Origin of the sequence: Streptomyces niphimycinicus (genome assembly GCF_018883605.1) — a bacterium.
Taxonomy (GTDB): Bacteria; Actinomycetota; Actinomycetes; order Streptomycetales; family Streptomycetaceae; genus Streptomyces; species Streptomyces niphimycinicus.
In genome coordinates, this window is sequence record NZ_JAHLEM010000055.1 from 51,525 (window position 1) to 64,422 (window position 12,898).

14 protein-coding genes and 1 pseudogene are annotated in these 12,898 nt (G+C 70.7%); 6 read left to right on the forward strand and 9 right to left on the reverse strand.

Annotated elements, in window-relative coordinates; genetic code table 11:
* Positions 1-4: 4 nt before the first annotated feature.
* The 8 genes from KN815_RS07175 to KN815_RS07210 form a co-directional block, all read right to left on the reverse strand.
* Entirely contained in the window at positions 5-418 is a 414-nt protein-coding gene (locus tag KN815_RS07175; protein WP_216340901.1) for a PIN domain-containing protein, read from the reverse strand.
* Positions 400-690 (reverse strand): hypothetical protein, encoded by a 291-nt coding sequence (locus KN815_RS07180; RefSeq protein WP_216340902.1) that lies wholly within the window; start codon positions 688-690, stop codon positions 400-402. The genes KN815_RS07175 and KN815_RS07180 overlap by 19 nt, the downstream gene beginning before the upstream one ends.
* Positions 691-763: 73 nt before the next feature.
* Positions 764-1,966 (reverse strand): TerD family protein, encoded by a 1,203-nt coding sequence (locus KN815_RS07185; protein ID WP_216340913.1) that lies wholly within the window; start codon positions 1,964-1,966, stop codon positions 764-766.
* A 139-nt stretch (positions 1,967-2,105) separates the two neighbouring features.
* Complete coding sequence (locus tag KN815_RS07190) at positions 2,106-2,867, reverse strand: L,D-transpeptidase family protein (RefSeq protein WP_253208811.1); 762 nt, start codon at positions 2,865-2,867, stop codon at positions 2,106-2,108.
* A gap of 58 nt (positions 2,868-2,925) precedes the next feature.
* Positions 2,926-3,663, reverse strand: a complete 738-nt coding sequence (locus KN815_RS07195; RefSeq protein WP_216340903.1) for a hypothetical protein — start codon at positions 3,661-3,663, stop codon at positions 2,926-2,928.
* Positions 3,650-4,174 carry a SigE family RNA polymerase sigma factor gene (locus tag KN815_RS07200; RefSeq protein ID WP_216340904.1) on the reverse strand — a complete coding sequence of 175 codons (525 nt, stop codon included), beginning with the start codon at positions 4,172-4,174 and terminating at the stop codon, positions 3,650-3,652. The genes KN815_RS07195 and KN815_RS07200 overlap by 14 nt, the downstream gene beginning before the upstream one ends.
* A gap of 238 nt (positions 4,175-4,412) precedes the next feature.
* On the reverse strand, positions 4,413-6,446 hold the full coding sequence (locus KN815_RS07205; RefSeq protein ID WP_216340905.1) for a S53 family peptidase: 2,034 nt from the start codon (positions 6,444-6,446) through the stop codon (positions 4,413-4,415).
* A 219-nt stretch (positions 6,447-6,665) separates the two neighbouring features.
* Positions 6,666-7,604 (reverse strand): DMT family transporter, encoded by a 939-nt coding sequence (locus tag KN815_RS07210; RefSeq protein ID WP_216340906.1) that lies wholly within the window; start codon positions 7,602-7,604, stop codon positions 6,666-6,668.
* Between the two features lie 117 nt (positions 7,605-7,721).
* On the opposite strand from KN815_RS07210, the gene KN815_RS07215 reads away from it, so the two are divergent.
* The gene (locus tag KN815_RS07215; RefSeq protein ID WP_216340907.1) at positions 7,722-8,297 is read left to right on the forward strand and encodes a TetR/AcrR family transcriptional regulator; all 576 of its coding nucleotides are present in this window, start codon (positions 7,722-7,724) and stop codon (positions 8,295-8,297) included.
* Here KN815_RS07215 and KN815_RS07220 read toward each other — a convergent pair.
* Entirely contained in the window at positions 8,262-8,780 is a 519-nt protein-coding gene (locus KN815_RS07220; protein ID WP_216340908.1) for an ATP-binding protein, read from the reverse strand. The genes KN815_RS07215 and KN815_RS07220 overlap by 36 nt on opposite strands.
* A 100-nt stretch (positions 8,781-8,880) precedes the next feature.
* On the opposite strand from KN815_RS07220, the pseudogene KN815_RS07225 reads away from it, so the two are divergent.
* The 5 genes and pseudogenes from KN815_RS07225 to KN815_RS07245 all read left to right on the forward strand — a co-directional run bounded on the left by KN815_RS07225 (position 8,881) and on the right by KN815_RS07245 (position 12,474).
* A pseudogene (locus KN815_RS07225) lies at positions 8,881-9,691 on the forward strand (helix-turn-helix domain-containing protein).
* Positions 9,688-9,954, forward strand: coding sequence for a DUF397 domain-containing protein (locus KN815_RS07230; RefSeq protein ID WP_216340909.1), 267 nt, complete (start codon positions 9,688-9,690; stop codon positions 9,952-9,954). Before KN815_RS07225 ends, KN815_RS07230 begins: the two are co-directional and overlap by 4 nt.
* An 86-nt stretch (positions 9,955-10,040) precedes the next feature.
* Complete coding sequence (locus KN815_RS07235; RefSeq protein ID WP_216340915.1) at positions 10,041-10,469, forward strand: MarR family winged helix-turn-helix transcriptional regulator; 429 nt, start codon at positions 10,041-10,043, stop codon at positions 10,467-10,469.
* A complete protein-coding gene (locus KN815_RS07240) occupies positions 10,466-11,902 on the forward strand; it encodes an MFS transporter (protein ID WP_216340910.1) in 1,437 nt (478 codons plus the stop codon). Before KN815_RS07235 ends, KN815_RS07240 begins: the two co-directional genes overlap by 4 nt.
* 14 nt (positions 11,903-11,916) lie before the next feature.
* On the forward strand, positions 11,917-12,474 hold the full coding sequence (locus KN815_RS07245) for a cysteine hydrolase family protein (RefSeq protein WP_216340916.1): 558 nt from the start codon (positions 11,917-11,919) through the stop codon (positions 12,472-12,474).
* The last annotated feature ends 424 nt before the right edge of the window (positions 12,475-12,898 follow it).

Below are 12,898 nucleotides of genomic sequence, written 5' to 3' on the forward strand. Positions count from 1 at the left end.
CACGTCAGACGGCGACAAGCGTGACCCTCTCCCCACACAGCTTGGCCATGTCGTCCGTGTCCGAGGTCAGCATGACCACAGGGCCCGGTTGGTGAAGCGCGGTGACGGCCACCATGGCGTCGATGGCGTATTTGTGGCCGTGCAGACCGGTGTCCCGCAGGAGCAGCGCGGCTTCCTTGGACCAGTCGACGCTGAGCGGTTCGACGCGCAATTGCGACAGCACGTAGTTCCAGCGGGTGCGTTTGATGCCGTTGTGCTGGGCTTCGATGAGCGTGGCTCCGCTGACCACGCGGTCGGCGCCGCGGTCCAGCGCGGACCGCACCATGTTCATCACGGCCCGGTCCTCTTCGAGGTAGAGCGACAATCCTTGGCTGTCCAGCACCAGGCTGCCGCCCCCGGTCAGCCGGCCTCGCGCCACCGGGACTCCCGGCCTTCGGCCGCGGACCAGACGTCCGCGGCCGCTTGGCGCTCCTCGGCCGTGAAGGGCCCGTGCTCCTTCTCGAACTCGGCGAGATTCTCGCGAGTGGCCTGGTTCCGCAGGTGCTCCTCGATGGCCGCGGCGACAAGGGCGGATACGCCGCGATTGCCCGCCCGGTCCCGCAACGCCCGCACCGTGCCCTCGGGGAGGGACACGCTGAGTGCCTTCGCGGGACCCTCACCGATCCCCGGCTCCACTGAGTCCTCAGTCATGCGGCCAGTTTAGCAATCGGTTTCACAATCCGTGTCCGGAACCACCTGACAAGTGGCGGGCGGGGTGGCTAGCTCACAGGGCCTTGCCGGCGGGCTTGGCCATGCCGCGCACGGTGCGCGAGTCCACGTACTCGCCCATCGCGGTCATCTCCCACTCGCCCGAGAACTGCTTGATCAGCTTGGCCATCATCACGCCCGTGCGCGGCTCGGCGTGGGTGAGGTCGAAGCGGACCAGCTCCTCGCCGGACTGGGCGTCGAGCAGGCGGCAGTACGCCTTGGCCACATCGGTGAACTTCTGGCCGGAGAAGGAGTTGACCGTGAAGACCAGGCCGGTCACCTCGGGCGGGAGGCCGCCGAGGTGGACGGTGATGGACTCGTCGTCGCCTCCGCCCTCACCGGTGAGGTTGTCGCCGGAGTGCTGAATGGCGCCGTTGAGGATGGCCAGCTTGCCGAAGAAGCAGGCGTCGATCTTCTTACGGTCGACACCGAAGGCGATCACGGACGCGTCCAGGTCGATGTCCTTGCCGCGGAAGGCGGGCTCCCAGCCCAGGCCCATCTTCACGGAGCTGAGCAACGGGCGGCCGCCCTTGACCAGCGACACCGTCTGGTTCTTCTGAAGGCTGACGCGGCCCTTGTCCAGGTTGATCTTCCCGGTGGCCGGGGCCGGTGCGGCGGCCGGCGGGGCGGTCGGCATGGGCGGCGGGGGCTGGAAACCGGCGGGCGGGCCGCTCGGCGGGGGCGGCGTCTGAGCGGCGGGAGCGGTGGGGGCGGCCGGTGCGGCGGGCTCCTCGACCGACACTCCGAAGTCGGTGGCGATGCCCGCCAGGCCGTTGGCATACCCCTGCCCGACCGCGCGCACCTTCCACGCCCCATTGCGCCGGTACACCTCCACGACCACCAGCGCGGTCTCGCTGCCGAGCTGCGGCGGGGTGAAGGAGGCGATCACCACGCCGTCGTCGGCGCCGCGCACGGTGGCGGTCGGCTCGGTGCCCGCGAACGTCGCCCCGGGCGCGTCCAGACTCGCGGTCACCACGATCTTCTCGATGTCGGCGGGGACGGCGGCGGTGTCCACGGTGATGGTGTCGCCCGCGCCCGCCGCCCCGGCGCGATGGGTCACCCCGGGTCCGGCGGGCTGGTTGTAGAAGACGAAGTCGTCGTCGGAGCGCACCTTGCCGTTGGCGGTGAGCAGCAGGCCCGATACGTCGAGCCGCACCGGAGCGGTGACGTCAACCGCCACGCGCGCGACGGAGAGGGGGAGGTTCGAGCCGGGTGTCATAGCGGTCATGTCCGGGGTAACGAACGTCCCCGCTTTACGGTTCCTTGACCTGCGGAGTGACTTCTGCCGTGCCCTGTCCCGGCGCGGTCGGCCGTGACCTGCCCCACCGCGTCGGGCGCTCCCGAGGCGGGGCCCGGCCTCAGGTGGCCAGCGACGCGGCATCGCCCATGACGACGACCGGATGGCGCGCCGGGTCGAGGAGGCGGAGCAGCCGCTCCACGTGTGGGCGCGAGAGGCTGACGCAGCCGTGGGTGGGGCCGCCGTGGTCGACGTGGATCCAGATGCCCCCGCCGCTCTCCGCGCCCAGGGGCTTGGTGGGATCGAGCGGGGAGGTGCCCCGCTCGCGGTTGTAGTCGATGGCTATGACGTAGTCGAAGGAGCCGGCCAGCGGTTCGCCGGCGAAGCCCGTGCCACCGATCCGGAAGTTGGGCGACTGGCTGTACGGGAGTCGGCTGCCGGGATCGGCGAGCCGTCCGCCCGCGTCGCTGAGGGTGAAGACGCCGACGGGGGAGCGGAGGTCGCCGGCCCGGTGGTCGGCGGTCCAGCCGCGCAGGGCGTTGCGCGCGGGCCAGGAGGCTTTGGCCTGCCAACCGGTGTCCGTCCGTTCGTACAGGACGGCCTTGGACTTCCAGGAGTTCCTGCCCGATCCCGTGACGACGAGCGCTTGCCGGGTGTGGTCCGGGATGTCGGCGCGGGTCCGGGGCCCCAGGCCGGGAAGCACGTCCGGCTGATCCCCGGGACCGCGGTCGCCCGCGATTGTGGTGTGCGAGGTCTCCCCCGCGGCCTGGGGAACGGACACTTTCGTGGTCCGGGACTCGGCGGAGGTACCGCATCCGCCGGTCGTCACGAGAGCGGTCAACACCGCTGCGGTCAGAACCGTGCGGCGGTTGCGTATGCGCACCGTCGGCGTCCTTTCTGCGGGAGGTATGTGCGGGAGACGGCGTGCCCGTCCCGTGAGGTCAGCGGGGGGTGCTCGGGTCGGCTGCGCGGGAGTCGTTGCCGAGGTGTGCGGAGCTGGTGATCTCCTCGGCCGCGGTGCGGACTTCGCCCGGGGCGTCGCGCAGGCACACCGAGGCGTGCACCGTCACCGGCTCGCGGCCACCACCAAGGGAGAGCCGGAGGCCGACGTCCCGCTGCTGTGTCGCGCCGAGCGTCCGGCAGAGGCTACTGAGCGCCTTGGCCGTGCGGAGCCGGGGCCCGTCGGTGGCCGTGGCGTCCGCCGTGGCCCCCGTGCGGAAGACGATCAACGCGTCGCCCCGGCCCAATGTCGTCGGCGGAGCGCACGGTGAGTCCTTCGGCCGGTCCTTGGAGCAGGTGAGCTCTCCGGTCATCGGCTGTGTGGAGGCGAAACCGAGCGCCTCGCCGGTCGCGGGGTCCTCCGCGCTCCTTGCGCTCCATCCCTCCGGCAGTCGCACGGTCAGGCCGGACAGCTCGGGGTAGTGCGCGGTCCGGCTGTCGTGCGACGCCGTGGGGTGCGGCGTGGCCGGCGGGTCGGGTGTGGCGGGCGTTCGGATGAGTGACGTCACCGTCGCCACGGAGGCCACGGCCAGCGCTCCCAAGCAGGCAGCCGCCCTCTGGCGCCGTCGGCGTCGGATCCGCCACCGGACCTGCTGGATCCGGTCGTCGGGCGCGCGCAGGTCCGGGACGGCCCGCTCCAGTAGCGTGCGCCATTCCTGTTCGTCGTCAGTGCTGTTCACGGTCTGCACCTGTCCGGATCGGCATCCTGGACGTCCCTAGCTCCGCTCGGAGAGTGCGGAGGGCTTTCGCCGCCTGACTCTTGACCGTTCCCGGGTGGCATCCGAGGGTCGCGGCGGTCTGTTCGACACTCAGGTCCTCGAAGTAGCGCAGCACGATGACCGCGCGCTGACGTCGCGGAAGCCGCCGCACCACCGCCCCCAGTACCCTCTCCAGGTCGACTTCGCCGAAGGGGTCCGATGGGGTCGGCCGATCCGGCAGCTCCCCGCACGGGACCTCGCCGCGCCACCGGCGTTGCCACCACGACGCATGCGTGTTCACCAGGGCCTTGCGGATGTACGCCTCCGGATGGCCCGCCGCTATGCGCCGCCACTTGGGCCATACCTTGGCGAAGACGGTCTGGAGAAGGTCTTCCGCCTGGTGGGCGTCGCCGGTCAGCAGCCATGCGATCCGCAGCAGCCGCGGCCCGCGGGCAGCCACGAATTCCTCGAAGCCCGGCGTCGCACCCGTCACTCTCGTGTCCTTGCCATGGGGTTTCCGTCGATTTCCTACCTGTCACACAGGAGGAACCGGTTGGTGGGCCTACGCGGTTGCCTCACCCGGGCGGATTTTCGGCGAGGGCGGCGAGGGCGGCGAGGGTTCCGGGCCTGACGGCCCCGCCCCTGAGAGACCAGGGCCGTCAGGGACCGGGGCGGAGCCGTCGGGGGAGCGCCCCCCTGCGTCCGGCGTTGCCCGGGACGAAGCAGGTGCCTCAGCGCCGCCTGGCTCCCGAGAAGAGCGCGGACGTGGGCGAACCCAGGCCCGTGACGTGGTCGTAACCGCGCGTCGCGGACAGTCCGAGGTCGTGCCCGAAGGTGTGCAGGTAGACCTCGGGGAGGTCCGCCGAGAGTTCGCCGATCTTTTTGCCGGGGCCGAGCGGGGTGTCGGTGACATCGTGCAGCTCGGGACCGCCGTGCAGCGAATAGAGGTAGGGGTTGGCGAAGCCCGCGGGCCCATGGTTCCGCTGGTTCAAGACGGCCAGCATTCCGGCCATGAGCGGTGCCGAGGCGCTGGTGCCGCCGGCCCCGTCGGGCTCGTAGCGCCCCGGTGCGTCCGAGGTGTTGACGTAGCCGAGCTTCATCGAGGTCTGCGGGTCGGCGTCGGCACTGATGTCGGGCACCGAGCGGCCGCCGGCCGGGGTGGTCGCGTCCTGGTAGGACGGCCGATGGAAGAGTTCGCTGGTGCCCCCTCCCGAGCCGCCGTCGTGGATGCCCGGCGGTTTGGGTTCCCATTTGCCCGTCTTGGTGTGGTACGTGCTCACGGTGTTTCCCCAGCCGGTCTCATATCGGTAGCGTCCGTTCCGGTCGAGGATCAGGCTCGTACCGCCGACGGAGGTCACCATCGGATCCGATGCGGGGTACTCGACGGCCGGACGGTCGTGCGGGATGTCGCCCCGGGGGCCCGTCGAATTGCCCTCGTCGCCGGAGGCGAAGGTGAACCCGATGCCCTCCACCGCGCCCAGGGCGAAGAGGTGGTGCATGCTCGCCGTCACGTCACCCGACATCTGCGATTCCACCCCCAGATACCAGGAGTTGGAGACGACGTCCGCCAGACGGCCGTCGACCACCTTCGCCGTCGCGTCGAACATCGGCCCCGGGGTGGGGCTCGCCTTCGACGCCGCCACATAGACCAGATCAGCATCCGGAGCCATGGCGCGCACGGACTCCAGATCCAGGATCTGCTCCAACTCCTTGTCCGGGGTCTCCCGCGCCGGCGGGTTCGGCAGGTGCTCCTTGTACTGGCCCGCACGCAGCGGGGCAACGCCCTCGTGGCGGGCCCAGGCGTCCAGGTCCGCGGCCGCGTTCTTGCGGGCACCATTCAGGATCACCGCGACGGTCTGGCCCTTGCCCGTGGCGGAGATGGTGTCCAGCCCGTACGCCTTGCGCATCTGCCGCGGGGTGTATCCGCCGCACATCTTCCAGGAGAACGTCTGCCCGTACGGCTTGACGACGGTGGCAGGCTTCTCCCCGAACCACGCCGAGCAGTTGTGGTCCCCGCTGCCGCTGCCCACGGCCCTGACAGGACGACGTACCGGGTCGGCCCCGGGCACGCGGGACGCCTGCGCGGGCGCGTGAGCGCGGGCGCGGGCGTGAGCGGAAGGGTCGTCCTCGAACGCGTCGCCTTGGAAAGCGACGGGTGCGAGCCCGCCGACCGCCAGCACCGACGGGGCAACGGCATTCGGCACGGTCACGGGTGTGACGGCCGTAGGGACGTGCACCGGCTTCTCCCGGCCGTTCCTGACGTCCTTGAGGACTGTGCCCAGCGCCTTCTCCACCTTCTGTGCCGGACCGGAGACCGGTAGGTAATGGGCGGTCGGGGAGCCGGGCTTGAGACCGGCCCCGCTGAGCCAGTCCCGCACGCGCTTCACCTGCGCGTCATCGACGCCGAAGCGTTCCCGCGCCTGGGCTGCCGTCAGGTACTTCTTGTAGTGCGCCGTGTCACGCGGATCCGACACTTGACGCGCGTACCGCTCCAGCCCGTCCTTGTCCCGCCCCGCGAGATAGACGCGGAACTCCACCTCCTTTCCGGGATCGACCCGGCCGCCGATCTTGGCACTCCCGAACGCGTGGGTGATATCCGCCTCGGGGAATCCACCCGGTACACGACGGACGGCCGGGGCGTCCGCGTCACCCAGTGCGGCGAGGGCCGGCGCGGCGATCCCGCCCAGGCTTATGGCCACCAGCGGCGCTATGACCAGCGTTGTTCGTCGTCGGCTACGTCGTCGTCGGCTACGCGGATGCGTCATTGAGAAGCTCCTCCCGGGGGCGACGGTCAACCGCCCCGAAAACGGTGAGTGGTACTCAAGGAACCGGTCGGGGGGCGATTCGGGTTGCCCGCTGCCTTGCGATGGTTCGCGACCGCGGCGGGATCCGTGGAAAGCCGAGCGCGATGCTCGCGAAGAGGACCAGGCCGATGGTGTGCTGACGGTGCCGAAGGGCCCCACCGCTTGCGCCGCGCCCGCGAGTTACTCGGCCGGAACCCGCGGCACCGCTCGATCGCGGACTGGATCCTCCGCGAGCTGCGCCGACCGGTCGGGGCGGCGGCGCGCGGTGGTGGCCGTCACGCCGATCACGCACACCGCCATGCCCGCGAGGGCGGTCCACCCGGGCGCGTCCCCGAACATCGCGTAGGCCCACACCAGCGTGGTCGGGGGCGTGAGATAGATCAGCGCGCTGGTGCGGGTGACGCCGTTGCGGCGCAGGCTCAGCCAGTAGAAGCCGTAGCCGCCGACCGTGGAGAGCAGCACCGTCCAGGCCACGGCGGCCCAGAAGCCCCCGCCCGCCGGGGGCGCGGCATGGCCTCCGGCCACGGCGACGCCGGTGAACAGCACGGCGCTGACGAGGCAGTGGAGCGGTATGGCGTCCACGGGGGCGAGCGGCGCCCGCACCCTGCGTTCGAGGAAGCTCGCGGCCAGCAGCGCCGCCATGGCGGCGAACGGCAGCCCGTACGCCCAGGCCGGGGCGGCGGCCGGGCCCGTCGTCAGATCGCCCTGAACGACGAGCACGACCCCGCCGAGGCCGATGGCCAGCCCCGCCCACTGGCGCGGGCTCACCGTCTCGCCGAGCAGCCGCCCAGCCAGCGCGCCCGCCGCGAGCGGCTGCAACGCGGCGATCAGCGCGGCGGTGCCGGACGGCACGCCGAGCCCGACCGCCCAGACGATCCCGCCGAGATAGCCGCCCTGCGAGAGCGCTCCGATCGCCGTCTGCTCGGCCAGGGCGCGCGGGCCCAGTCTGCGGCGCCTGAACAGTGCCCACGCGCCCCCCAAGATCGCCGCCGCCGCGAGGAAGCGCCACATCAGCAGGGTGTCGGCGGGGGCCTCCCGGGTGCCGAGATCTGCTCCGATGAAGCCGGAGCTCCACATCACGACGAGTCCGATGGCGGTGACGGCGGCGCTGACGGGCATGGGACGTCCTCGTTCTGGTCGGGATCTGCTCCGGGTATACCGATCTGTTTACTCCCTCGTCCACTAGACTAAACAGATCGGTATACACGTCAACCCCGACCCGGAGGTGATCACGGCATGGAAGCGCCTACGGGAGTGCTCACCCCCGCCGCGCGCCGCATCCTCGACGCCGCCGCCGAGCTGTTCTACGGCCAGGGGATCAACGCGGTCGGCGTGGATCTGATCGCCAAGCGCTCCGGCGTCACGAAGAAGACGCTGTACGACCGCTTCGGCTCCAAGGAGGCCCTGGTCGCCGCGTATCTGCGGGAGCGCGATGAGCGGTGGCGGGCGTGGCTCACCGCCGAGGTCGAGAAGTCGCCCCCGGCGGACCGCGCCCTGGCCACGTTCGACGCGCTCGCGGAGTGGGTGTGCCGCGAGAACCCGCGCGGCTGCGGTTTCGTGAACGCGGCGGCCGAACTCCCGGACGCCGCCCATCCGGCCCGCCAGGTGATCGCCGACCAGAAGCGATGGCTGCGCGGATATCTGCGGCAACTGTGCGAGGAGGCGGGCGTGACGGGCCCCGACGAGCTGGCGGACGAACTGCTGCTGCTCCATGAGGGCGCGACGGTGCTGAACGGGCTCTCGGTGGTCGCCGATGCCGTCGGCATCGCGCGGCGGCTAGCCGCGCGGGCGCTGGAGCGGGCCCGGGTCTGAGCCCGACGGTTTGGTCTCGGTCGCGACCTTGGCCCATACGGTCTTCCCGGGCCCGCCGCCGGACCGGGGCCCGACCGCCCAGCGCTCGGCGAGCCGCGAGACGAGGTACAGACCGCGTCCGGTTTCGGCGTCGGGCGCGGCGGTGGTGAGCGTGGGCCGCGTCTCGGTGCGGGTGTCCGACACCTCGATACGGATCGTCCCGGACGCGTCGCCCAGGGGCGCGGTCAGCCGTACGTGGAAGTCCCGCCCCGGGACGCGGCCATGCCGCACCGCGTTGGCGGCCAGCTCGCTCGCGATCAGGGTCGTGGTCTCGTTGGGGCCGGAATCGTATGGGTAGCCCCATGCGGCGAGCCGGTGCGACACAAGTCGCCGAGCGAGGCGCGCACCGCGAGGCGTCGAGGTGAAGCGCATGGCGAACTCGCGCGGCGCGGGCGCTGGTTGTCCCGGCCGCGTACCTCGTGAGGGGGCATTTTCGGTCGTCATGGGCACGAGCCTTGCGGGGACGCGCCTAGCCTGACCAGGAAGCGTGCAAGTACGGACCGTGTCTGTACGTGCACACCAGGTGTGATGGGAGGCATGCGACATGGCGGGTACGGAACGGTCCCCGTTCCTGAGGGGCTTCGGGAGGCAGGTGAAGCTGTTCCGGGAACGGGCCGGGCTCACCCAGGCGGACTTAGGGACGCGTATCGGGTACAGCCCGGACCAGGTGGCGTCGGTGGAGTGCGGGCGACGCATTCCCAAGCCGGAGCTGGTCGACAAGGCCGATGAGGCGCTGGACGCCGGGGGCGTCCTCAAGGCGATGAAGGAGGAGTTGGCGCACGCGCGGTATCCGGCGTTCTTCCGCGACGCGGCGCGGTTGGAGGCTGAAGCGGTTGAGGTTCAGGTGTACGACACGCATGTGGTGAACGGCCTCTTGCAGACGGAGGACTACGCGCGGGCCACATTCACGATGCGCCGTCCACACCTGGATGAAGAAGTCATCGAACAGCGAGTTGCCGCACGAATGGAGCGTCACGCGATTTTCGGTACGCGCCCCGCTCCCCTTCTGGGCTTCGTCATCGAAGAGTCCGTCCTGCGGCGGCTGTTCGGCGGGGTACAGGTTCTCCGCGGGCAGTTGGAACAGATGCTCCTCATCGGAGAAAAGCGCAATGTGGAGATCCAGGTGATGCCCCTCAGCCGGGAGGACAATGCGGGTGTGGACGGGCCCTTCACGCTGATGACGCCCAAGGGGGGGTGAGCAGCTCGCATACCTCGAAGGCCAGGGGCGCAGTACCTTGCTCACCGACAGGGAAGAAGTCCGCGCCATCGCCGCACGGTATGGAATCATCCGGGCCCAGGCTCTCACGCCACGGGAGTCGTCCACCTTCATCGAGAAGTTGCTGGGAGAGCTATGAGCAGGGACATACGCGAACTGGCTTGGTTCAAGAGCAGCTACAGCGGCGGCGAAGGCGGCCAGTGCGTCGAGGTCGCCATGGACTGGCGTAAGAGCAGCTACAGCGGCGGCGAGGGCGGCGAGTGCGTTGAGGTTGCCGCATGCCGCCCAGGCACCGTGCATGTGCGGGACAGCAAGAACACCGACGGCCCGAACCTTACGTTCCCCGCAGCCGCGTGGGCCGAGTTCGTAGCGTTCACCGCACCCGCGAGCGCAAGCGCCTAGTTGAACAGTCCAGCCTGTTCAGTTTGGACTGGACAGGCTGGCCTGAAGAAATTACCGTGAGGGGCATGGCAGAGACCCCTCGCGGCATGTCCGCGTCCGCCGTGCGCGCCGCGCATGAGATCCGTGTGGTGATCGGCCGGCTGCGGCGGCGGATCAAGGAGTCGTACGACCTCGAGGAACTCACCCCCTCGCAGACGTCCGCGCTCAGCAGGCTCAGCAAGGAGGGCCCCGCCTCGACCAGCGCCTTGGCGGCGGCCGAGCGCGTGCGGCCGCAGTCGATGGCGGCCACGCTCGCCGTGCTGGAGGAGCGCGGGCTGATCCAGCGGCGCCCCGATCCCCATGACGGGCGGCGGCAGTTGGTCTCGGTGAGCGAGACCGGCAGCGTGTTCCTGGACGACAAGCGGCGGGCGGGCGAGGAATGGCTCGCCCAGGCCCTGGAGACCGGCTATACGGAAGTGGAACGGGAGACCATCCTCGAGGCGCTGGCCCTGCTGGACCGGCTCAGCCGAGCATGATCGAGCGGCTCACCCGACGCAAGACCAAAACCACCGCGCGGGGCTCCTTCGACCGTAAGCTCCTCGCGCCGATGATGCTGGGTTCGATGCTGAACCCGGTCAACTCCTCCATCATCTCGGTGTCGTTGGTGCCGATCGGCGCCGCGTTCGGGGCGCCGCCGTCGCAGACGGCCTGGCTGGTCTCCGCGCTCTATCTGGCCACCTCGATAGGCCAGCCGGTCATGGGCCGGCTGATCGACCTCTACGGGCCGCGCCGTCTCTTCCTCGCCGGGGCGGCGCTGACCGGGATCGCGGGCCTGATCGGTCTGCTCGCCCCGAACCTGGGGACGCTGATCATCGCGCGGGTGGTGCTCGGGTTCGGCACCTGTGCGGGCTATCCGGCCGCGATGTACCTCATCCGTGGGGAGGCCCGGCGGACCGGCCAGGAGAGCCCCGCCGCGATCCTCGCCACGATCGCGGTCGCCAGTCAGACCATCGCGGTCATCGGACCGCCCCTGGGCGGACTGCTGATCGGGCTGGGCGGCTGGCGCTCCACGTTCGCCGTCAACATCCCGCTGGCGGCGGCCGGTCTGATCCTCGGCGTACTGCGTCTGCCCAAGGAGCGGCCCCTGGCGGAACGCACCGGCGAGCGCGTCCGGCTGGACCTGATCGGCATGGGGCTGTTCGCCGCGACGCTCGTCTCGCTGCTGCTGTTCCTGATGGAGCCGCGAGCCGACCGGTGGTATCTGCCGGTGCTGATGGCGGTGGCGGCGGCCGGGTTCGCGGTGCGGGAGCTGCGGGCAGCGGAGCCGTTCATCGATCTGCGGGTGTTCGGCGGCAATCTGCCCCTGCTGCTCACCTATGCCCGCGCGCTCCTCGTCTCCGTCGTCTCGTACGTCTTTCTGTACGGCTACACCCAGTGGCTCCAGGACGGCCGGGGACTGACGGCCTCACAGGCGGGGCTCGCCCAACTGCCCCTGTTCCTGACCGGGATCGCGGTGTCCACGGCCACCGGCCGCCGCGCCGCCGTGCGCGGCAAGCTGCTCGTGGGCGCCGTGGCGCAGATCGTCGGCTGCTCCCTGCTGCTCCTGCTCCAGCCGCACAGCGCGATAGGGCTGCTGATCACCGTCGCGCTCGTCTTCGGCATACCGCAGGGGCTGATCAACCTCGCCCTGCAGAACGCGGTGTACCACCAGGCCGATCCGGAGCGGATGGGCTCCTCGGCGGGGCTGCTCCGCACCTTCTTCTACCTCGGCGCGATCGTCGCCTCCAGCGCCAACGGCGCCTTCTTCGGCGCCCGCGCCGACACCGGCGGGCTGCACGGCCTGGCCTGGTTCATGCTCGCCATCACCGGCCTGTGCCTGGCGCTGACGCTCGTGGACCGCTCGCTGGGCCGTATCGGGTCCGAGGATTCCTCTCCCGCGCAACAACCGACGCAGCGAAAGGCTTCGTGAACGTGAACGTGAACATGGACGCGAACAAGACGGCTCTGCTCGTGATGGACGTCCAGGAGGGCATCGTGAGCCGGATCGCGGGCTCCGGGTATCTGCCGCGTCTCGTGGGCGCGGTGGAGGCGGCCCGTACCGCCGGGATCCCTGTCCTGCACATCGTGGTCGGCTTCCGGTCCGGGCACCCGGAGGTCTCTGACCGCAACGCGTCATTCAGCGCCCTTCCGGCGGGCGCCTTCACACCCGAGGATCCGAACGCCGCCATCCATCCGGACATCGCGGCCCGGACCGACGAGATCGTGATCACCAAGAAGCGGGTAAGCGCCTTCGCGGGCAGCGACCTGGAGATGGTCCTGCGGGCCCGTGGGATCACGCATCTCGTCCTGAGCGGCATTGCGACCAGTGGCGTCGTCCTCTCCACCCTGCGCCAGGCCGCCGACCTCGACTATCGGCTCACCGTGCTGGCCGACGGCTGCGCCGACTCCGACGAAGAGGTCCACCGGGTGCTCACCGAGAAGGTGTTCCCCCGCCAGGCCGAGGTCACGACGGTGGAGGAGTGGGCCGCTGCGGTGGGGTGAGCGGCGGGGGCTGAGCGGTTCGTTCGGGTGCGGCGCCGTTTCGCGCCTTCGGCGCATTTGAGCATGGGTCGGCGGGCGGGGGCCCGGCCCTCGTCGCCGGGCGGCGGGCCGGTGGGGGCGGGGCCCGGTGGCGGCTCCGGTGTTCGGTGGCCGGGATCGTTGCCGGACTGGCGGGTCGATCGGGCGTCGGGGCCGGACCGTCCTCCGGACGGCCCGGGGGTGGGGTACCCCTCTCGGAATTGCTTGACAAATTAGTTGCTTCAGATCAAGCGTTTTTTGAAGGGGTACCCGGAGGGGCCGCCCCGGGGCTCACCGGTCCGCACTCCGGACAGAGAGCCGCCCCTCCCATGTCGCCGAGCCGCCACGACCCCCAACACCCCACCGGCCCGACGGCCTGCGGCGGCGCCCGCCCCCCACCTCCGGA